The sequence below is a fragment of the Dethiosulfovibrio peptidovorans genome, assembly GCA_002748665.1.
GTDB classification, from domain to species: Bacteria; Synergistota; Synergistia; order Synergistales; family Dethiosulfovibrionaceae; genus Dethiosulfovibrio; species Dethiosulfovibrio peptidovorans_A.
In genome coordinates this window covers 1-21,906 of the sequence record PDTB01000031.1, presented here as the reverse complement: position 1 = coordinate 21,906, position 21,906 = coordinate 1, and the positions used below count along the sequence as shown (strand labels likewise).

Here is a 21,906-nt window from a genome sequence, read left to right as displayed (position 1 = left end):
TTCAGACAATTCTGTCCTGAAGGGAGAGACGCTCTTCAATCGACCCCAGACCGGTTTGAGCTAAGCCGTACAGCTGATCCAACAAGGAGGCTCTGAAGGTTCCTGGTCCGGCTCCCACCGCCATCTCCGATGCCTGTCCCATGGCTATCAAGCCAGCCAGGACGGAGGCCAAAGAGTCGCCACTCGCTCCAAGAATTGCGGCGATTAACGACCCGACACCGCAGCCTCCGGCGGTGATACGTCCGATCATCGCGTTTCCCCCACGGATCTCAAAGACCCGTTTGCCGTCGCTCACGTAGTCCGCCTCTCCGGTAACTGCCACGACCGTCTCATACTTCCGGGCCAGCCAGAAGGCTGCATCGTTTGATCGACCGACACTTTCGGAAGCATCAACCCCACGGGGGGGCTCAGTTCGGTCGGCCATAAAGGCTATCTCAGCAGCGTTGCCTTTGATCACCGCAACGGGATAGAGACGAAGGAGTTCGTCCACCAAAGCCACCCGTTTGGCCGTAGCACCGTACCCCACGGGATCCAAGAGAATCGGCGTTCCGAACTGCGTTGCCGAGCGCATGGCAGCATGGATCGTATCTATGGACGAATCTGTAGGGGTACCTATGTTCACCAAAACAGCATCTGCAACTTTGGCCAACTCGGCAGCCTCGTCAGCAGCAGGAGACATGATAGGAGAACCTCCCACAGCCAAAGTCAGATCAGCCTGAAACTGCGCCGCCACACTGTTTGTCACATGATAGACCAGAGGACGGCGCTCTCCCACATTGTGCCAGCATTCGCTCAATTTTTCCGGGACGTTCACGATCTAGTCTCCTCTCTGGATCCATTCAGGAGAGACGAGATGGCCGACCGGACCATGCCCGCCTCCCGGCCTAAATCCGTGCTTCAGAGCCAATTGAAGATAGGAGTGCCCCCGCTTCACAGCCTCCTGAAGTTCGCACCCAGCCGCCAATTCAGCGGCAATGGCTGCACTCAGGGTACACCCCGTCCCATGGGTATTGCCCGTGTCGATTTTGGGCGAATCAAACCGAACAGCCTTGCCAGAAATCCACAGGACATCGGTCACAACATTGCCTTCCAGATGCCCTCCCTTGACGAGAACGGCTTGGGGCCCCATCCCGGCGATAGTCGATGCTGCAGCGGTCATGGAATCAACGTCGGTGACGGACAGCCCACTGAGACGTTCCGCTTCTGGAACGTTGGGGGTTACCAAAGACGCCAGTGGGAGAAGCTCCTCTTTGATGGCCATAACAGCCTGATCGGCGATGAGAGGATCCCCGCTTTGAGCCACCATGACAGGATCGACAACCAAGGAATGGACTGAGAGTTCCCGAATTCCCTCGCACACGGACGTCACGATTTGGGCTCCGCTGAGCATACCGGTCTTGACGGCCCCGACGGAAAAATCGGAGAGTACCGAACGCATCTGCTCCAAAACCATCCCCGGTGGGATATTGTGAATAGCCTGAACTCCCAGGCTGTTCTGAGCGGTAACCGCCGCCACGGCGGATGTCCCGAAGACCCGAAGGGCCGCAAAAGTCTTGAGATCGGCCTGAATGCCAGCACCTCCGCCCGAGTCGCTGCCGGCGACGGTCATGGCAATTCCTCTGTATTTCACGAACATACACCTCCTGAGAGTTTCACTAACCATAACGATACCCCTTTGAGGCCTTTTTTTCCAGGTCTGATATCATATGTAGTGACATAGAACCAAATCGAAAAAGCGGAGGTCTTAAAATACAATGCCCCTTCACTGCGAACTTCTGTCACGAGAACTTGGACTCCCCCAGTTCAAAGTCGCCGCCACAGCCACCCTTTTGGACGAAGGATGTACGGTCCCCTTCATCGCCCGATACCGCAAGGAAGTCACGGGCAGCCTGGACGAGGTGGCCATCGTCGCCATTCGGGACGGGCTGGAGCAACTTGCGGAAACCGACAAGCGCCGTGAAGCTATTTTGATATCTCTGAAGGAACGGGAGCTTCTCACCGACGAGCTGGCCGCCGCACTGCAGAAAGCCCGCAGCATGACGGCCCTGGAGGACATCTATCTTCCCTACCGCCCCAAGAGACGAACCAAGGCCACCGTCGCCAGAGAAAAGGGGCTGGAACCTCTGGCACGGACCCTCATGGCGCAGGAAGGCGTAAACCCCGACGAGGCTGCCAGGCAATTTATCTGCTCGAAAAAAGGCGTGGAGACAACCGACGCCGCTCTGGAAGGGGCACAGCACATTCTTGCCGAGGAGGTCAGCGAGTCTCCCCGGGCTCGAGCAACGATGCGCGCTCTTTTTGTCCGATACGGCCGCCTGAAATCCAAAGCGAGATCGGGAGCGAAGAAAGACGATCCCCGATTCACCGACTGGCTTGACTGGGACGAGCCTATGTCCAGAGCACCGTCTCACCGGATTCTGGCGCTGTTCCGCGGCGAAGCCGAGGGTGCTCTCTCCGTCTCAATCCGCCCGCCTCAGGAACTCGTCCTGTCTGAGCTCATGCCATTGTTCGTCACGGGTTCAGGACGGGACTCGGAACTCGTTCGGGAAGCCGTAGAGGACGGATATCGACGATTGCTGGAGCCGGCGATGGAGACGGAGGCCAGAAACGCTCTCAAGCTGAAGGCCGACCGTGACGCCATCGGGGTTTTCGTCAAAAACGTCAGAGAAGTCCTTATGGCTTCGCCTCTCGGGCAAAAGCGCGTGATGGCTCTCGACCCCGGACTTCGCACCGGCTGTAAGCTGGTCTGCCTCGACGAGACCGGAGAACTCCTCCATCACGAGACGATCTTTCCCCACACGTCCCAGGCACAGCGGGATGAGGCCGCCAGAAGGACAGGCGAGCTCTTTCAACAATACAAAATCGAGACAGTGGCCGTCGGCAACGGTACGGCGGGACGGGAGACCGAGGCGTTTTTAAGAGACTGCCTTCCCTCTGAAACTCATATCTACGCAGTCAACGAAAGCGGCGCATCCATCTACTCAGCCTCCCCCCTTGCCCGAGAGGAATTCCCCAAACTGGACGTATCGTATCGGGGGGCCGTCTCGATTGGCCGTCGACTCATGGATCCCCTGGCGGAACTGGTGAAAATCGACCCCAAGTCCATCGGCGTCGGCCAATATCAACACGACGTGGATCAGAAGGAGCTTAAAAAGGCTTTGAACGACGTAGTATCCTCCTGCGTTAACGCCGTGGGAGTTGAGGTCAACACAGCAAGCCCTCAGCTGCTCTCATTTGTCTCAGGACTCAGCATCAAACTGGCGAAATCGGTGGTGTCCCGGCGACGAACTGACGGCCCTTTTCGAACAAGAAAGGATCTGCTCTCCGTACCGGGGCTCGGGCCAAAGACGTTTCAACAGGCAGCCGGGTTCCTCCGAATTCAAGGGGGAGAAAACCCCCTTGACACAAGCGCCGTCCACCCGGAGCTTTATGATCTTGTTCAGACCATGGCGACCGACCTGGGATGCTCCGTGCGTGATTTGCTCGACGACGAGAACAAAAGAAAGGCCATCAATCCAAAGCAATACGTGAACGATCAGGTGGGACTGCCAACCGTGACGGATATTCTGTCGGAGCTGGCGAAACCCGGCAGAGACCCTCGAGGCCCCCTCAAGGCCTTTTCCTTCGACCCAACGGTGAATCAACTCTCCGATCTGGAACCGGGGATGACCTTGCCAGGACTGGTCACAAACGTCACCGATTTCGGAGCGTTCGTGGACGTCGGCGTCCATCAGGACGGCCTCGTCCACATCAGTCAACTCGCCGACCGATTTGTGAAAGACCCCCATGGGATCGTCTCACCGGGACAGGCCGTCACAGTAACGGTTCTATCCGTCGACCTCAAACGAAAACGTCTGTCCCTCTCGATGAAAAAAAATCCGACACATCCATGCTGAGAACAAAAAAAGAGCGGGGCTGTATGCCCCGCTCTTTTTTTGAAGATGATACGGACAGCGCTACCTCGCACAGTATGGCTTAAGCGACTCCCGATAGATCGTCTCAATAACCTTGGAGTTCGACGGGATGGGGGCGATAGACAACAGACCATCCAGCGAAGGCGTCGTCTGAGCCAGATTCACCAGCTTGTCTACGTCGGCCTCGGTGTATCCCTCGTCGGCCAGCTTCGACGTGATACCGATGTCGAACAGCCACCGCTCCACGCCACGGGCCACCGCGTCCGCCTCGGCGGGAACGCCGGTGAGGTTGGGAACGATCGGCGAATAGAGATCCGCCAAAACTTCGGGCTGAGCCACGTAGATCTGACGAACAACGGCGGGCAAAATCATCGCAAGCCCCAGCCCGTGTGCCAGATCCGGTTTGACACCGCTCAGAGGATGCTCCAACGCATGGGTGAAGTGAAGCAGACCGTTGTCAAAACAGATCCCGGCGATAAGGGAAGCGTACAGAAGATAGTACCGGGCCGTCAGGTCGTCAGGACACTGAAGCGCCTGGGGCAGATACTTAGCCACCAGACGGACAACCTCCTTGGCCAACATAACCGTGTACGGCGTCGCCACCTTTGTGATCGCAGCCTCGGTTACGTGGTTTACGGCGTCCACAGCGGTGAAGCGGGTCTGATCCGGCGACAGGCCGGTCATAAGAGCAGGGTCATCGATAGCCCACAGGGGATAGATGCAGTCGTAGGCGATGGCAGGTTTATATTCCTTCTCCGGAATGGTGACCACGGCGAAACGGTCGGCCTCGGTTCCCGTACCGTGAGTGAGGTTGATAGCCACGATCGGCGCAGCCTTGGTCGGCGTAAACTTAAACTCGTAGAGAGACCGAGCGTTTTCGTCAGGATATTCCATGAGGATAGCGGCGCTTTTACCAGCGTCGATGGGGCTTCCCCCGCCGATGGCGACCACAGCTGTGGCACCGAAATCACGGGCCATTGCCGTTGCGGCGTCGACGTCATCGGCCTCGGGGTTGGGACGAATTTTGTCGTAGAGAACGTGCTTCACCCCATGCTTGTCGAAAGCCGCTGTAACGTGATCCCACGCACCGGTCTTTTTGTAAGAGCCCCGACCGGTCACACACAGAACCTTCTCGATCCCCCGGGCCTTCAGGTCGGCAACGATGTCGTCGATCTTGACGATGGCCCCCACTCCCAGATAGACCGTTGTCTTAGCGCGAATCTCCCGTATCTCATGAATCGGCATTTTTGAATCCCACATACCATATTCCCCCTCAACATAAGAATTTTGTGGCTCTATTCCTTGTGATAAACATATCATATTTATTAATATATATCAACTATCATTGATATAGAAAAATTTTTACAAAAATATTCACCCTAAAGTGATATGATCCTGAGCAAGACACAAACCTGGAAGGAGACAATCCATGACCGGTACGAAATACGACGTGGTTATTCTCGGCGGCGGCCCTGCGGGCATGATGGCCGCAGGCTCCGCAGCAGCACAGGGGGCATCGGTGGCCTTGCTGGAGAAAAATGACCGACTGGGGGTTAAGTTAGGGATCACAGGAAAGGGACGATGCAACTACACCCACATGGAGGAAGACCCGATGAAACTCGCCGAAGTCTTCGGGGCTAACGGACGCTTTCTTCTGTCATCCCTTAGTCGTTTTGGACTGAGGGAGACTCTGGAATTTTTTCACGAACGGGGCGTTGCTCCCCTGGTGGAACGAGGGCATCGTGTTTTCCCCGATAATGGCGGCACAGCTTCTGACGTTCTGGCAGCACTTGCAGCCTTCATGGCTGAGGGGAACGTATGGATATTCACGGACACCGAGGTCACGTCCCTGAAGCCGAAGCACAAAGGTGGCTTTTGTCTGAAGAGCAACAGAGGGGATTTTGAGGCTGAGACAGTAGTTATCGCTACGGGAGGATTGTCGTACCCACAAACAGGCTCCACTGGAGACGGGTACGGATGGGCCAGAGAGACGGGACACAAAATCATCGCTCCTGAACCTGCTATATCTCCAGTTCGGGCTCAGGAATCCTGGTGTACGGAGCTGAAAGGCCTGACGCTGAAAAACGTATCTCTGAGTCTCTGGCACAACGGAGCGCAACGATCCAGCCGCTTCGGGGAGATGCTCTTCACCCATTTCGGGGTGAGCGGCCCCATCGTCATGGACATGGCTAAGGAAATCGGCCGGGCCCTTAAGGCCGGACAACCCATATTGTTCATCGATCTGAAACCGGCACTCTCCAAGGCCAAACTGGATGCCCGAATCCTTCGAGACCTGAAGAATCATCCCAGAGAACTCTTAAAAAATGGTCTCCGGGATCTGTTGCCACGACAACTCATCCCCGTAGTGCTTCACGTGGCAGGCATACCAGCAGATACCAGGGTCGACACGGTTACGAAGACACAGAGGGCCAATCTACTTGAAGCTGTGACGGCTCTCCCTGTAACTCCTACCGGCCTGCTTGGCTACCGATGGGCCGTGATCACAGCTGGAGGTGTCTCGCTGAAGGACGTGAACCCCAAGACCATGGAATCAAAAAAATATTCAGGTCTCTTCTTCGCCGGAGAGATTCTGGACCTCGACGGCCCGACCGGTGGCTATAATCTTCAAGCCTGTTGGTCAACCGGCTATACAGCCGGGCTGGCTGCTTTTCAACGCTCCACTGAAAGCCGTTCGAGGTCCTCCTGATCCATAAGGCACAGGCACATATCGACCACGTCTGAGACCTCAACACACCGTTACATCGGCTCTCTGTACATCGTCGCCTCTCAACGCCAGAGCAAAATCCATCGTATTTATACGTCCCGACAGGGCAAAAAAAAACAAACCGTTGGTATAATGAAAGTCACGCGATTCGATTTACGGAAGACTTTGAGGTGATAAACAATGACCGAACACGACGATACTCTCCTTCCCCAAACAGCGCTCTTTCGGGAAAGTGAGGACGGAAAGATGCTGAACGATGCCCTAAACAACCTAGGACATGCAGCTACACTTTTCCAACAGAGAATCTACGAAGAGCTGGAGGACAGGGAAAAAGAGATCCGAGAGCTCCAATATACCCTGAATACCCAAGATCGCCAGATGGCCGATCTCACGAATCAACTAAAACTGCTCCAAAACGACCACAGCTCTCTGGAGGCCATTCGAGAGGACTGCGAAAGCGCACGGCGGCGATCAGAGGGGGCGTGTCAGGACCTGCAGAACGAACTGACTCGAGCCCAGGCTGGCTTGAAAAGATTGGAGGAGCTCCAAAAAGAGAATGAAAGCCTCAAGGAGCAGCGTTACTCCCTCCTCCAAGAACTCGAGGGCCTTCGAAGCGAGATCAAAAAACTGGAGGGGCTCCACTTAGGACGGATAGAGGAACTTCAAAAACATTTTGCCCAGGAGAAGACCCGATTCAGAGATGTCCAGACCTCCCTGGAGAATCGGATTCACCAGTTGACGGAACAAAACTCGGAAGAGGTGAACCTTCGGGAACGGCTCGGGAGGGAAAAACGCTCCCTTACCGAGGAGATGGATAGGATAAACGCAGAGAAAAAGGGACTTCGGGAGCAGATAGCCCGAGAATCCATGGCCCTTCAGGAGCAACTCAAAGCGTCCGAACGACGCTCTCAGGAACACATGCGAGCACTGGAACAAAAAGCGAGAAAAGAGCTTGTCGCGCTGGAGCGCCAGAAGAGTGATCGGATCGCCTCCTTAGAGAAGGAACTGGCGCAGGGAGTTCGAGAGCTTTCCCTAAGAGACCATAAAATATCTCAGATGGAGGCCGAATTCAAGCGTCAGCTTCAGATTGAGAAAAAAGAGGTTGAAAATAAAATGGCCCAAGAACTGGATAACGCCAAAAGACGCTATTATCTGGATCTGGAGAAATGCAAGGCTAACAAGCACGGAACCAAGGCTCTCGAAAATTCATGATCGACATGGGTAACCTGAGGCTCACCCTGGGCGGGCGGAAGCTCTATGATGGTCTTTCCTGGCGTATACCCGACGGAAGTAAGGTCGGGTTAGTGGGAGCAAACGGCTCGGGTAAGACCACCCTGCTCCGAGTGCTTCTCGGCATGGTTGAGGTTGACGAGGGGACAGCCTCTCTGCCCTCGTCCGCACGAGTGGGCTACCTGCCCCAGGATCTCCACGAGCTTCCAGACATCTCAGTGTTGGCCTACATCAGGCAGGAGGCCGGGATTGACGATCTGGAGTCAACCCTTCGCCGAGCCGAGGCAGATCTGAGCGAGGCCCAATCAGACAGTCGAGATCAAAATCAAGCCATGGAACGATACGAACGGGCCATGGCCGCCTACGAGATGGCCGGAGGTCATTCTTTCGACGCCATGGCACAGAAAGCTATGAAGGGCCTGGGCTTCAAGTCTGAGGACAGCGACCGTCCCATCTCTCATTTCTCGGGAGGATGGAAGATGCGCATCGCCCTAGCCGGCGCACTTCTCAGCCGTCCTGACGTACTCCTTCTGGACGAGCCCACCAATCACCTGGATACCGAGAGCATGGAATGGCTTGAAGGCTGGCTGGGCGGTTTTTCGGGAACGGTCGTAGCGATCTCCCATGATCGACGATTCATGGACAAAATCATGACGTCCATCGCTGAACTCGCCGACGGCTCCATCACCGTCTACCGAGGCAATTTTTCTCGCTACCTGGAGGAGAGCGCCGCCCTTGAGGAACGGAGGGAGCGGGCACGTTCACGACAACAGGCCGAGATTGAAAGGACAAGGGACTTCATCGACCGGTTTCGCTCCAAGGCATCCAAGGCATCCCTCGTCCAGAGCCGGGTTAAAAAACTGGAACGGATGGAAGCCGTTGCTCTGAGAGGACCGAACAAATCCGTCTCCATCGCCTTTCCTTCCTGCCCCCGCAGCGGACATACCGTGGTGAGTGCTGTGGGGCTCTCAAAATCCTACGGCAACCTCTCCGTCTTTCAGGATCTGGACCTCCAGATCACTCGAGGCGAGAAAATTGCCCTGGTGGGAGTCAACGGCGCAGGTAAATCTACGCTCTCCCGGCTCATCGCCGCTCAGGAAACTCCCGACCGAGGGATCGTTGAGCTAGGCTACCACGTATCCATGGGGTTCTTCTCCCAAGAAAGCAGCTTGAACTTGGACTACGGTAACACTGTCTGGCAGGAGGTAGACAGGACATTGGATCGACTTTCGCCCGAGGGGAAACGCTCTCTGCTCGGGGCCTTTCTTTTCCCCGGCGACGACATTCACAAACCCATCTCAATCCTCTCGGGGGGAGAAAAATCACGGGTGGCTCTCGTGAAGCTTCTTCTTCAGGAGACAAATTTCCTCATCCTGGACGAGCCCACTAACCACTTGGACATGACCACAAAAGAGCTGTTTCAGCGAGCTCTCCTGAAGTACGATGGAACCATGCTTATCGTATCTCACGACCGTTTTTTTCTGGATAACCTGGTGAGTCGGGTCCTGGAGATCCGAAAAGGGCACCTTCATGACTATCAGGGCAACTATAGCGCCTTCGTCGCAAGGCGGGAGCAAATCCTGGCAAATGAACAGGCCAACCAACCCTCCTCCGGGGTAACCAAAAAGGGAAGCTCCAAACGCACTGCAGCCGAGCGACGAAACCGCCTCTATCGTGAGAAAAAGCCCTTTCTCGACGAGCTTGAGCGAGTGGAGACCGACATCTCACAGCTGGAAGAAGACAAGGGTCTCCTTCACCAGAAACTCTGCGATCCCCAAACCCTGGGACGGTCGAGCCTCGTCCAAGAACTCATGACAGACCTGGCGTCCGTGGAGGATCGTCTGGCACGGATCATGGTCCGATGGGAAGAACTCATGGAGACCATCCAGACCATCGAGACAAGGGATTGAAGATGCTAAAACGACAGGAGGAGTCGCTTCGCGCTTCGGGGCGGCTCCTCCTTCTGTCATCTGTTCATGTGTTCTATTCAAAAAACACGTAGTGGGTATGACACACAATAAGCGGTATAGCGGTTGTAAAATTCAAACAAGGGCACCTCTAAAAGCCTACATCTGAGTCTCCCAGCCTCGGCTCGTTCCGCCAGAGCTCTGTCTCACCCAAACGTGTACGTACAGCTCCAAAGCCGAGGCGGGAGGGCAACTGTCTGAAAAACCCTCCCTTGTCATGAGGAGGGCTTTTTTGTATAATTCATCGTGTTTTTAGGGGAGGCAAGGATCATGAAAAAAACCGTTCTTTACACGACAACATCGGAACAGGTCTACGACGAACTTCGACGTCAGATTCTCACGAAAAAGCTCAAGGCAGGGCAGCGACTCCCAGAGACTACCATCGCTAAACAGTTGGACGTCAGCCGGACCCCCGTCCGCGAGGCCCTTCGGAGGTTGGCGACCGAGGGGATCGTTCAACTGATCCCTGGCGGCGGTGCCAGACTCACAGCTCCTACAAGGGAGGAAATCGAGAACACCTACGAGGTTCGCGAATATCTGGAGTGTCTCGCCGTTGAAAAGGCAGCCCACCGGATCACGCCCTTGCAAATCTGTCGTTTGGAAGAACAGATCGAATTAGAAGAACAGAGCTTTCGGGATCGGGATCTGGAAGCGTACCTGGAGGTCAACAACGCTTTTCATAGGATCATCGCGGAGGCATCGGGGAATATGGTTCTGGCCGATTACGTGGATAACGTCCTCTCCAGAACATACGTGTATATGGTCTTTTACGAGCAATTTTTTAACTTCAGCTCAAACCCAAGCCTCGACGAACACCGAGCTCTCTTGGGCGCTCTTTCCGACCACGACAACGACAAGGCAGTCCGATTGATGAAGGACCACCTCGCCGTCTCATGCGAGGGCCTGACGCCCGAAGTGAACCTCGCTTAAAACGAGGCTATACAACGTCTCAGAGAGTTGAGGAGGAGTCTCCGCTCGTCGTCCTTGAGCCCCAACGTAAGTTTCGTAACCAGGCTCTCCTGGCGGCGAACATGCTCCTGAAAATACCGTTCCCCCTTGGGAGAGAGGACGATCTTGTAGGACCTTCGGTCACTCTCGTTCCGACACCGCTCCACAAAACCCATATCCTGAAGACGATCCACCATGACAGTCACGGTGCCGGTGGTCAGCTCCATCTTTTCGGCAATGTCCTTCATTCGAAGGTTCTTATTTCTCCCGATAACGCCCACGGTTCTCATCTGAGCCGGAGATAAAGGTCCAAGCTTAGCAACTGCACTCTCCCAACAAGCAAAACGCTCACAAAACTCCGCAAACACGCTCGTCATAGGATCATTCATACCGCCTTTGTCCGTACCCATTCAGGCACCTCCATGTCGTAACCATACGTTTAACGGCAGAGGTTATACCACATCGCCTCCTCAAAATCAAATGACTTGAGAATCACTGTAAGCCAAATACCCAGGCTGAGACAGTTCACAATGGGCAGTCAATTGCGAATAAGAACCGACTGTACCGTTCGACGAGACAGAGCCTTCCCGATCATGCCCCAGAGCCTTCCTTGTGACAACAAAAGCACTCCATGTCCTTATTCCGTAGTAGAAAACCCCTTTTATAAAAGAGTGCGTATGGGAGGAGCGATGCTCCGCGCCTAAACAGGACCACACAGGACGATCATATTGTACAGATTCAGTTCAACGGCGAACTCTTGAAGATACGGTTGTCACCTCTACCGTCTCACATGTCAGAGCCCGAGAGATGATCCCAGCGCCCCTTCTGGTATTTTCCTCGAAAGAACAAAAGAGAATCATTCGCCTTATGCGCTTCCTACCCTTCGATATCCCATTTTACCAAATCAATACCTTTCAAGTTATTAAATTCGTCTCCATCTGACGGACGACATTACCCCAAAAATTCATCTATAACACACTTTCATTGACAGCAACCCTCATAAACTCTCTTGCCGCTTTTGACATATGTCGACTTTTCTTGTGCGCCATTAATATATTTCTTTGAGATGTTTTGTTATTAAGTTTATACAAAAATACATTGTCACTTTTTACATGAATCATTTTAACAATAGTATCTGATATGAAGGTAATACCTATCCCCTCATTGGACATATAGTAACAAGACATAAGCTGATTGAGATACATATATACATTGGGATAAAAACCGTATTGCGCACACACATCCATACCTCTTTTATGCACGTCATGCCCCTTATGCAACATAATAAACAGCTCTTCTTTAAAATAGCTCAGTGGCACCGGATCCTTACCCTTGACAATCTCATAATCATTCTGTAAATCATAGATTGAAAATCTATATTTTAATAGCTTATTATTTATTTTATTATCTTTAGGCACCATCAAAAGAATCCTTTCTTCTATAATAGGATAAGACAAGAAGAACTTTCCGTCAAAATCGCATGTGTCTATTACAATATCAACATCATTATTCAATAACTTTTTCTGAAGAGTCATCGTATCTGCCTCGTCAAGTGTAATTTTCACCCCTGGATATTTTTTTGAGAAGGCACGAATAAAAACAGGCATAAACAAAGAAGAAAAAGTATGCGGTGCACCTAAGGCAAGAGTTCCTGTTTTTAGTTCTGTATAGTCTTTGACATAGGACTCCATATTGTCTTGAATTGCAATTATTTGCCCTGCCATCTCCATATAGACTTGACCTGCTTCTGTAAGCTGAATCGGCATAGAACTCCTGTCAAAAAGAGTGACCCCCAAATTTCTTTCAAGTTTTTTGATGGTTATGCTTAGGGACGGTTGAGATATAAAAAGTTTTTTTGCTGCCTTCGAAAAACTCTTTTCCTTTGATATCTCGTACGCATATTTCATAGCTCGAAACATAGAGTCCCTCCATATAAACATAAATATATATATCTCATTGTACTATTGGTATTTGAATATATCAATCACGCGTAGTACAGTTCTAATTAGAAAATTCAATCATCCTACTCCAGAAAGGGCGTGTAAAAATGTTCTGGGTAAAAATGCCTCTTCATAAGAAAATATTCTTAATGATAATTCTTGGTGCTGGTATAGGCTATTTTATGGGACCTGACGCTGTAAAGCTCAAACCCATAGGGGACGCTTTTATCAGGCTCTTAAAAATGCTTATCGTACCTCTGGTTTTCTTCACCATATCCTCTGGAATAACAAAAATGGAAACTCCAAGAAATCTTCGTAAAATTGGAGGGTTCGTTGTTACTTTTTATGCACTGACTTCTCTGCTCGCGGCCTTTATAGGAACTGTCGTTGCCCTAACTATACGACCTGGGCAAGGTATCGAAGGTATCCTTGGATCTGCAAAAGAAATATCTGTCGCAAAGTATTCTTTTGTAGACACCATTTTGAACTGGATTCCTACAAATCCTGTTGCAGCTATGGCAAATATGAGCATGATCCAGATAATCTTCTTTGCAATCCTTTTTGGCCTAGCAATTCTTCTGCTAGGAGAAAAAGCAAAACTTATGGCTAATTTTGTTACCAATGGTGCTGATGTGATGATAAAAATCACAGATTTTGTAATGTCAATATCCCCCTATGGTATAGGAGCTCTTGTTGCCGTTTTAGTTGGAACTATAAGCGATAAAATGGTGCTCGCTGTAATTAAATTTATAGTGACTGATTATTTATCAATTTTCATTGTATTTATATCGGCCTATCCATTGATCTTGAGATGGGCTAAAGTTCCAGTTTTCAACTTCTTTAAGACAATATCTCCTGCAATGCTTGTTGCTGCAACCACTACTTCTAGTGCAGCCACCTTACCAATCTCTTTGGATATAGCCGAACACAAAATGGGAATCCATCCTTCTATTTTCGGATTTGCTCTCCCCTTAGGCAGCACCGTAAATATGAACGGTATGGCCGTCGCACTAGGAGTTATATCAGTATTTTCATTTGATATTTATGGATTTGAAATAACACCACTATTGCTTACAAAAGTAGTTTTCTTAGGCCTTGTTTTGGCAGTTGGAGCAGCAGGAGTAAAAGGTGCTGGAATTGTTATGTCCGCTGTCCTTTTTGAATCTTTAAACATGCCTTTAGAGCTCGTTCCTATCCTCGCTGCAATATGGCCCGTAATTGACATTGCGCACACGACAGCAAATATTACAGGAGATTTGGTGGTAACAAGAGCTTGTTCTGCGAGGCTAGGAAACAAGATGGAAAAACAAAAAAACTGATAATATCTAAAGAAATTTTATCTTGTAACTTAAGTAAAAAACATTATTTTCAGCGTGAAGTAAAACCATTCATTGGCGTTAATATACAAAACCAGAAAAAAGTGAAGATTCATAAGATAAATTTATTTATAATATTTTTTAACTAAAGTTACGATTAATAAATGCAGCTCCATGGTATGTAAAATAAAAGAACAGGAGTTTGATCGGGGTTATTTTAAGAAGTATGATAGCGAACCTGCTAACTCAAGAGACACAACAGAACTCTCTAAACTCACTTGGGGATAGATACTTCTACGTTACACAAAACAAGCAGGGATACAATCCATTTTGAGACGGGATATGAGTCCCTTGCTTTAGATCAGATCTTCAAGTTCCAGAACAACAGTAGAGAGGAACTGCTTGAGGGGTTGAATTATGGCATCTAACAAATAATCCCTACCTTCCTAAAACTTCAGACCCACCATGGAATTTAGTGCAAATATGTAGAAAGGAGCTTATTTAATGATAGACATAAAAGAGCATCCAATGGGAAAATTTTTCGAAAATCCTCTTCAAGAAAAGATCGAGGAAAAGTTTCTTTTTTTGCGGAAACACCCTTTAAACGGTAAAAAACGCTTATTCTTTGACAATGCAGGAGGTGCACTGAGACTTAAAGAATCTAACGACGTTTTTTCCTCCATGAATGCCATTCCTGACTGTCCTGAAAGGGACTACGATGTGGCAGAATACATGTCTCAAATCTCTAAAAAATGTAAAAAAGACATAGAGACAATGCTGAATGTAGAAAATGGGTTTCTCCTTACGGATTTAACCGCATCACAGATTAACTTTAAAATGATAAGGACTGTTATTGAAAATGTCCCTGGAGATAATATAGTCACTACTATTCTTGAGCATCCTTCTTCCTTTGATGTATGCGAGATATGTGCAGAAAAAGTCGGGAAAGAACTTCGAATCGCTCGGTCTAATCCAGTCTCAGGGAACATAGATGTAGACAATGTCATTAAACTCGTAGATAAAAACACCTGTCTTCTCAACATTATTTACGCATCAAACATATCCGGAGCTGTTCTTGACATAAAATCAATAATAAATCAGGCAAAATTAATAAAACCTGATCTTTACATCACTATTGATGCAGTGCAACATATCCAACATGGATCAGTTGACCTTAAAAATTTAAATATTGATGGAATTTCCCTCGCTCCCTACAAGTTTTTTAGCTGTCGAGGTATTGGATTTGGTTATATCTCTGAAAGACTGGCCTTGCTTCCACACGACAAACTGAAGGCAAAAAACAAGACTGTATGGGCATTGGGAAGTCCTGCAACAGCACACTTTGCAGCATTTTCCGAGGTAATAAATTACGTAAAATGGATAGGCGCTCAATATGTTAAAAAAGACAGCTCTAGAGATCTTTTTACGGAGGGCATGAACAGAATTACCCTTCAGGAAAGAGCTTTGATGAACGCCTTGATCAATGGCACGGACAAGGCTGAAGGATTAAGTAAAATAAAAAAAATTCAAGTCCATTTTCAAACAGGCGATTACGACAACAAAGACCTACTTGTAGCTATTTCCATCATTGGGAAGGACATCACCCCTTTTATTAAAGCTCTTAGGGAAAAAGGCATCTTAATATGCGAGCGGACAGCTAAAAGTCTTTACTCTAAAAGAATGTTAGACTCCCTTGGCATAGATAGCATAGCCAGGATAACTCCTCTTCACTGTAACTCGGAAGAAGATATTACAGATTTTTTGAAGATCACCAAGAAAATAGTTGAAAATATGTAAGAAATAATGTCAGGAGGGGTCTTGTGTGTCAAAATTAGACGATAAGTTTGCAAAAATTGGCATTGAGAATGCACCAGGTCAGGAGAAACGGCAAAGAACAGGTAAACTTGACATCAGAGGAGAGAGGCTCCTGGGAACACCTGTTGATTTTTCACATGGAGATGTAAATGCCCATGAACCTACACCAGGCTCATTCGATGCATTTCAGAAGGGTTTTGAAAAAGGGGGCTCGCAAGCATATACAGAATATCGGGGAGCAAGGTCTATCCGTGAAGATGTGGCCACAAAAATTGCCTATTTTACAGGTGCGTCGGTTGATTCTGATTCCGAGATAATAATCACTCCTGGGACACAATGTGCCCTTTTCCTCGCCATGGGGGCACTTGTCGGAGAGGGCGATAAGGTCGCTATAGTTGAGCCTGATTACTTCGCTAACCGTAAACTGGTAGAGTTTTTCGGAGGACAGCTCGCCCCAATTCAGATGGACTTTTTAGGAACGGATAAACGATCTGGTATTGATTTGGTGTGCCTTGAGGAAGCTTTTAAATCTGGCACAAGACTGTTTCTCTTCTCCAATCCGAATAACCCCACAGGCGTGATCTACTCTGAGGATGAGATCAGGAAAATCGCATCTCTGGCTAAGAAATATGATGTTGCTCTCATAGTTGACGAACTCTACTCAAGACAGATATTTGACAATCGCCCCTATTTTCATCTCAGGGCAGAGAAAGAAAAGCCGGACACCCTCATAACGATCCTCGGCCCATCTAAAACAGAATCCCTTAGCGGCTTCAGGCTTGGTGTTGCATTCGGATCTCCCGCTATTATAGACAGAATGGAACGGCTATTGGCCATCGTATCACTCCGGGCAAGTGGATACAACCAGTCTGTTCTGGCAACGTGGTTCAGCGAGCCGAAAGGCTGGATAGACCATCGAATCGCAGCACATCAGGCTATCCGTGACGAGATCCTGGAAAAACTTAGAAAAGTAGAGGGTATAAAAGTCCGAACAACCGAAGGCGGAAGCTACCTTTTCGCAGAGCTTCCTCCAATGGAGGTACCTCTAAAAGACTTTGTGAAAATAGTCCGTCATCTTGCAGACGTTATAATAACCCCAGGGACGGAGTTTGGACCTCAATTTGAGAATAGTTTTCGAATAAACTTCTCGCAAAACCACGAGGCTGCCATATCAGGTATTGAAAGGCTCCTCACTATTTTCGAAAGATATCGTAAATAATGATTAATAACGAAGATCCTATCCCTCAGGGCAGATACATACCCGCAAACCGCTACGGTTCGCTCGTATATACAGCAGGCATGACACCGAGGGAAAAAGGCACTTTAATTTTGGTGGGCAAGGTTACCGCCTCTAAACCTTTAGACTACTATCGAGATGCGGTAAGGAAAGCGGCTGAAAATGCGCTAACTGCTGCAAAAAAAGCAGTTAGCGAGGGAGAAACACTAACAAAGATCATAACTATGACGGTCTTTATCAACGCAGAAGAAAAGTACACAGCCCACTCAAAGCTAGCAGACTTTGCCTCTGAATATCTTTGTGAAGAGCTCGGCAAAGACGGTGTTGTGAGCAGGGTCGCCGTAGGGGTCGCCTCTCTTCCAGGGAATGCCCCTGTTGAAATCCAACTAGTAGCAGCTCTATCCTGCTAATCCTCAAGCAAAAAAAGCTTTTCAGCATATTTCAGCTTTAACTTCTGACACAGTAGGCTCTCTTGTCCCATCAGATGGATGCGAGGGCCGATTTTTTGTCGGGCAAGTACCTGCAAGCTCCGACGGATCTTACAATTGATCGAAATGCTCTAAAACGTTCTTGCTCCTGAGCCTTCCTCTGTAGCTTGTAGAGAGCAAAAATCCTTATATACAGCCTTGCTGCCTGCCACGATATCGTTAATACATCAAGCTTATTCCTGTGTCGTTCCCTTGGGAACCACGCTATAGCTGTCATAGCACACATAGCCCCTGCACCGTTGCCAGCAAGGTGCCGTTTCAAGAGAGTTATAGCTTTGTGAATCTTCCACCATTGGGGATAGATTCATGCTGTGTATCCTACCTGACAAACTTCATTTATCTCAGTATCCAGCAACAAGCTTAAGAGAGCCTAACTCCTCCTTCACCCATAAAGAGATACAATACCCATAAAGAGATACAATAAGGAAGGATGTGGCATCTCCTGTTGAGGGGAGATATGCCACATCCCAAAATTCCACCCTTACTTCTGGAGCCTTTACACGATTAGGGAGCTGAAGACCTTATGCGTCTATAACAGAGTTCCCGATGAACGATCAATTGTGGTATGTTCCCAACTGCTGCTTAAGCCCCCTACAACTTTTCTAGGGTTCTAGTGCGGCAATCCATTTCTGGAGAGCTTTTGCATAATCCAATGGGCTTGAATCCACATAGGCGGGGAGTGCGTAAACAGCCATATTTCGAATCGCTTTTACCTGGGCGAGCTTAGGATGTTTAAGAAGGTACATCCTCAACGCCTTCTGCACGGCAAAAACATCTCCTGTAGCAATAATCACGTCAGGATCTTCTTGGAGTAAAGGAGAGAGGTCTAATCCTTTTTTAGTCTTCTTGACCTGAAAATGCCCTTTCCGTGGTTTTTTACCGCTCGGATTGAAAACCTCCCCTACATTTCTATACCCCAACTTACTCAGGAAAAACGTATCCGCATAGAAGCCCGGGGCCTCTACCCGCAAACCAACCTTCCCTGAAGAGCGATGGAAGGTACCGTGAAACACCACGGCCTTCTTGCCACTCTTCTTGACCTCTTTGGGCAGCATTTTCTGAATGGCAACAGTCTGCTTGTCCCATTTTTCTAAAAGGGCTTGCACCTTTTGATCCTTACAACCGAGAAGAGCCGCTGTTTGCTTGATAGCCGAAGCCATTCCTTTAGTCATATCGACATACTCTATGGCAACATCCACTCCGGCAAGGAGAGGCACGACCTTGAGAGGAGAGGCTCCTGGCATATAAAGACAGAAAGGCTCTGACTTCTCTATGATAATACGCCTAATTCCGAACTTCTTACACGCATCGGGCACCGTTGAGGGATTTTTAACAATATAGTTAGGACATCCCAAAATCTGACTGCATTTTTTCAATCCCTTTGCCTTGTCCCACACGGATCCCCGAATGGACATAGCCTTAGGCATCACTCCCAGTCTATAGGCTATATCAAGCACCCGATCCCCTATAATAATGGTATCTTCCAGGATTTCAGGGGGGGCAGCTCTTTTGTTCCCCCATGCCACTCCAGAGGGGAGGGCCATGAAACTCACCATCAAGAAGAGCCCCAAAATAACGATTCCCCGAACCTCCTTCATTTTAAGACCTGAAGCACCTGTTCTTCGTCTCATGAAGATCGACCTCCTATACACCGATATCTCTCCAAAAATTTCAACACTGCACAACATACACCCTGCTTTCATACGACATATATCAGGGCATTCTGCCTCCATATCAGATTGCTACAAAAAGGAAGGAAATATCAACCCCCTTTAACTATCTCAATAAAAAGCGGATAAGTCCCCTGACATATGGAGAGCTGGATTTCTCCATCATCCATTGTTCGGCCACCATCTTGTTGATCACACACACGGCGGGAAAAGTATGCTGGGTCATCATCACGCTGACCATACCCTTCCGCTGCTGAATGACAGTGGCCCATTCCTGGATGAGATCGCTGGCCCCCTCGCCCACCACAGTAGCCCCATATATCCTTCCCAGCTTGCCGAGCACGACCTTGATAAAGCCCTTAGGATGGCCGTCGGCTACCATCCTGCCGTAACTCTTGAACTCTTTTCGGACCACAGACAGGCCTTTGGCTTTTCCCTCCGCTTCGGTCAGGCCAACCTGCGCAACCTCAGGTTCGGTGAAGACAGCCCAAGGCACTACATAACGATCCCTGCGAAGCCTGGAGAGACGAAAAGGACTGAGAGAGTCCATAAGAGCCAACATTCCCTGATGCATAGCAGCATGAGAGAAAAGGCTTTGTCCGTTGCAATCCCCAACGGCATAGATGTTTTTAGTCGTAGTCCTCATATGCTGATCGACCACAACGCCCTGCTTTGTATACTCCACACCAGCCGTCTCCAGGCCAAGCTCAGCGACAACTGGTGCTCGACCGGCAGCAACAAGAAGCCGCTCCGACTTAAAGACCTCGTCACCAGCCGTAACTACTACTGTACCGTTTTTATACTCCACCTGCTTGATGGCTACAGAGTTACGGACAGTCACTCCCTCGTCCACTAAAACCTTTTCAATGAGATCAGCTGCATCCCGATCCGCCGCCGGTATCAGGTGCGGATCCATATGAACCACGTTGACCTTGGCACCGAGACGACAAAAAGCCTGAGCCATCTCGGTCCCGATAGCTCCTCCTCCTATGATCGTCAGCGATTGGGGGATCTTCTCCATCTCAAACATATCGGTATTCGTCAAAACGTTCGGGATCTCGCAGAGACCAGGGATTGGGGGAAGAAAGGGTTCGGTGCCTGTGGCAATGAAAATTCGCCGACCTTGATAGGTCCGATTGTTCACTCGGACACTATCAGGACTGTCGAGACGAGCCTCACCGTCGATCACCGTGGCTTTCTCGAAAACCTTCATCAGTTTTTTCCCGTTGATAGTGGCAATTTTTTCTCGAACCATCAAAAGAGGATCCATTCCCTGAAGGGTCGATTGAACATCAAGACCATATGATCCTAAGCGACCAAGATCGTGATACGCCTGAGCGGCCTTAAGAAGAGCCTTACTGGGGATACAACCACAGTTGAGGCACTCGCCCCCAACCTTGTTCTTTTCAATAGCCAAAACTCGAAGCCCAAGAGCCGCCCCCATGGCAGTGACGGCCATACCGGCAGGCCCCAAACCGATCACAATCACATCGTAATATGTCATCTCTCTTTCTCCTTGTTTTTAACGTGATATTATTATTGTACCTCATCGAGAGCTCTCATCGAAGTCCTTTCGCAGGAAGTTATCCCGCGCTTTTTCCCATGGGGACAAATACACATCCACGAATAGGCGGTCCCAGAGTATCCTTCCCTATAAGGGGACCTCTAAAAACTTAGAAACTCGCCTCAGGTCATTTCGACAGAGCTCATTTGCTGCTGCTTATCTTTCAAGATACGTATAACGCCTTTGGTCTTGACATTTTTCTTTGGTCTTCCAGAAAATACTATAATACTAGATTAACAAAACAACTCGAATATGTTCTGTATGACGTCCACGATGAATCTTCTTCTGTTGCTGAGAGAGTCAATTGAGTGCACTTGTGAATGTTCGTTTCGGGTCGCTCCTTTCCAGGCTTTTTCACCTCCAATCGTACTCGACTGATAAATAGCTCTGTTGTTGTCTACAAATAAAAAAAGAGGGAATCTCCTGTTCAGGAAGCTCCTCCTTTCACGTTATTCTTCAAGAAACTTAGGTCCATTCACATAAATCAAGCCCGTCCTTCTTAGCTGAAGAGAAGAACGGGATCTCGTCATCAATCTGAAAACCCGCTACAAGGCGGGTTTTATAGGGTTCTATGGCATTCAGTGTTTTGTTTAATGGTGCAGGAGGGGAGACTCAAATAAAGCTTGGTAACGACTGCAATCAGATATCCAACGAAGTCAGGCACAATCTTCATGTACGGTTTTATGTACGGTCAAGACTATCGCTTGAAACTTGATCAGCGAAGGTCAGCGTTCCTCTCCCACTGCTGTCTTTTTTTTATCATACAAAAAAACGCCCCCCAGCCAATAAAGAGCTGAGGGGCATCGTCCATCTACTTCCGTTTTCTCTTCCACCACTTCTTCTTCACAACAACACAGGAATATATAAATCCGCCGATCAAAGCGATGGCCGCAAGAGCCTTCCCGACCTGCGCATATCGCGAACCCTCTAAAATCATGATCACTCTGCCTCCTTTCTGTACATCCTATCCAGCTCAGCAAGCCGGGCGTCGATTTCCTCTTGTGAACGAGGCCCTTCCCGTTGCCCGGGTACAGGTTGCGGCTCGCTCGGTACTTCCCGCAGAGCTTCCGGCGACTCTGCCCGCATTACCTG

16 protein-coding genes are annotated in these 21,906 nt (G+C 49.4%); 9 read left to right on the top strand and 7 right to left on the bottom strand.

Going from position 1 to position 21,906, the window contains the following annotated elements; translation table 11 throughout:
• Position 1: 1 nt before the first annotated feature.
• Both CSA35_08995 and thiD read right to left on the bottom strand, forming a co-directional pair.
• Positions 2–817: a hydroxyethylthiazole kinase gene (locus CSA35_08995; GenBank protein PIE53840.1), complete on the bottom strand. Its 816-nt coding sequence runs from the start codon at positions 815–817 to the stop codon at positions 2–4.
• On the bottom strand, positions 818–1,609 hold the full coding sequence (gene thiD / locus CSA35_08990) for a bifunctional hydroxymethylpyrimidine kinase/phosphomethylpyrimidine kinase (GenBank protein ID PIE53885.1): 792 nt from the start codon (positions 1,607–1,609) through the stop codon (positions 818–820). It lies immediately after the preceding gene.
• Positions 1,610–1,754: 145 nt separating this feature from the next.
• Here thiD and CSA35_08985 point away from each other — a divergent pair, with 145 nt between their 5' ends.
• The gene (locus CSA35_08985; protein PIE53839.1) at positions 1,755–3,896 is read left to right on the top strand and encodes an RNA-binding transcriptional accessory protein; all 2,142 of its coding nucleotides are present in this window, start codon (positions 1,755–1,757) and stop codon (positions 3,894–3,896) included.
• A gap of 60 nt (positions 3,897–3,956) precedes the next feature.
• On the opposite strand, the gene CSA35_08980 is transcribed toward CSA35_08985, so the two are convergent.
• Positions 3,957–5,174, bottom strand: coding sequence for an alcohol dehydrogenase (locus CSA35_08980; protein PIE53838.1), 1,218 nt, complete (start codon positions 5,172–5,174; stop codon positions 3,957–3,959).
• A gap of 169 nt (positions 5,175–5,343) precedes the next feature.
• On the opposite strand from CSA35_08980, the gene CSA35_08975 reads away from it, so the two are divergent.
• The 4 genes from CSA35_08975 to CSA35_08960 all read left to right on the top strand — a co-directional run bounded on the left by CSA35_08975 (position 5,344) and on the right by CSA35_08960 (position 10,766).
• On the top strand, positions 5,344–6,621 hold the full coding sequence (locus tag CSA35_08975) for an aminoacetone oxidase family FAD-binding enzyme (GenBank protein ID PIE53837.1): 1,278 nt from the start codon (positions 5,344–5,346) through the stop codon (positions 6,619–6,621).
• Positions 6,622–6,819: 198 nt separating this feature from the next.
• Positions 6,820–7,851: a hypothetical protein gene (locus CSA35_08970; protein PIE53836.1), complete on the top strand. Its 1,032-nt coding sequence runs from the start codon at positions 6,820–6,822 to the stop codon at positions 7,849–7,851.
• Positions 7,848–9,779 (top strand): ABC transporter ATP-binding protein, encoded by a 1,932-nt coding sequence (locus tag CSA35_08965; protein PIE53835.1) that lies wholly within the window; start codon positions 7,848–7,850, stop codon positions 9,777–9,779. Before CSA35_08970 ends, CSA35_08965 begins: the two co-directional genes overlap by 4 nt.
• Before the next feature lie 327 nt (positions 9,780–10,106).
• Complete coding sequence (locus CSA35_08960) at positions 10,107–10,766, top strand: GntR family transcriptional regulator (protein ID PIE53834.1); 660 nt, start codon at positions 10,107–10,109, stop codon at positions 10,764–10,766.
• Here CSA35_08960 and CSA35_08955 read toward each other — a convergent pair.
• Entirely contained in the window at positions 10,763–11,194 is a 432-nt protein-coding gene (locus tag CSA35_08955; GenBank protein ID PIE53833.1) for a MarR family transcriptional regulator, read from the bottom strand. The genes CSA35_08960 and CSA35_08955 overlap by 4 nt on opposite strands.
• 558 nt (positions 11,195–11,752) lie before the next feature.
• Positions 11,753–12,724, bottom strand: a complete 972-nt coding sequence (locus tag CSA35_08950; protein ID PIE53832.1) for a LysR family transcriptional regulator — start codon at positions 12,722–12,724, stop codon at positions 11,753–11,755.
• 107 nt (positions 12,725–12,831) lie between these two features.
• Here CSA35_08950 and CSA35_08945 point away from each other — a divergent pair, with 107 nt between their 5' ends.
• The 4 genes from CSA35_08945 to CSA35_08930 all read left to right on the top strand — a co-directional run bounded on the left by CSA35_08945 (position 12,832) and on the right by CSA35_08930 (position 17,502).
• The gene (locus CSA35_08945; protein ID PIE53831.1) at positions 12,832–14,043 is read left to right on the top strand and encodes a dicarboxylate/amino acid:cation symporter; all 1,212 of its coding nucleotides are present in this window, start codon (positions 12,832–12,834) and stop codon (positions 14,041–14,043) included.
• A 501-nt stretch (positions 14,044–14,544) separates the two neighbouring features.
• On the top strand, positions 14,545–15,837 hold the full coding sequence (locus CSA35_08940; GenBank protein PIE53830.1) for an aminotransferase: 1,293 nt from the start codon (positions 14,545–14,547) through the stop codon (positions 15,835–15,837).
• A gap of 25 nt (positions 15,838–15,862) precedes the next feature.
• Positions 15,863–17,074, top strand: a complete 1,212-nt coding sequence (locus CSA35_08935; GenBank protein PIE53829.1) for an aspartate aminotransferase — start codon at positions 15,863–15,865, stop codon at positions 17,072–17,074.
• Positions 17,074–17,502 (top strand): hypothetical protein, encoded by a 429-nt coding sequence (locus CSA35_08930; protein ID PIE53828.1) that lies wholly within the window; start codon positions 17,074–17,076, stop codon positions 17,500–17,502. Before CSA35_08935 ends, CSA35_08930 begins: the two co-directional genes overlap by 1 nt.
• A gap of 680 nt (positions 17,503–18,182) precedes the next feature.
• Here the strand turns inward: CSA35_08930 and CSA35_08925 are convergent.
• Both CSA35_08925 and CSA35_08920 read right to left on the bottom strand, forming a co-directional pair.
• The gene (locus CSA35_08925) at positions 18,183–19,211 is read right to left on the bottom strand and encodes a hypothetical protein (protein PIE53827.1); all 1,029 of its coding nucleotides are present in this window, start codon (positions 19,209–19,211) and stop codon (positions 18,183–18,185) included.
• A gap of 145 nt (positions 19,212–19,356) precedes the next feature.
• Positions 19,357–20,754, bottom strand: a complete 1,398-nt coding sequence (locus CSA35_08920; protein PIE53826.1) for a pyridine nucleotide-disulfide oxidoreductase — start codon at positions 20,752–20,754, stop codon at positions 19,357–19,359.
• Positions 20,755–21,906 lie beyond the last annotated feature (1,152 nt).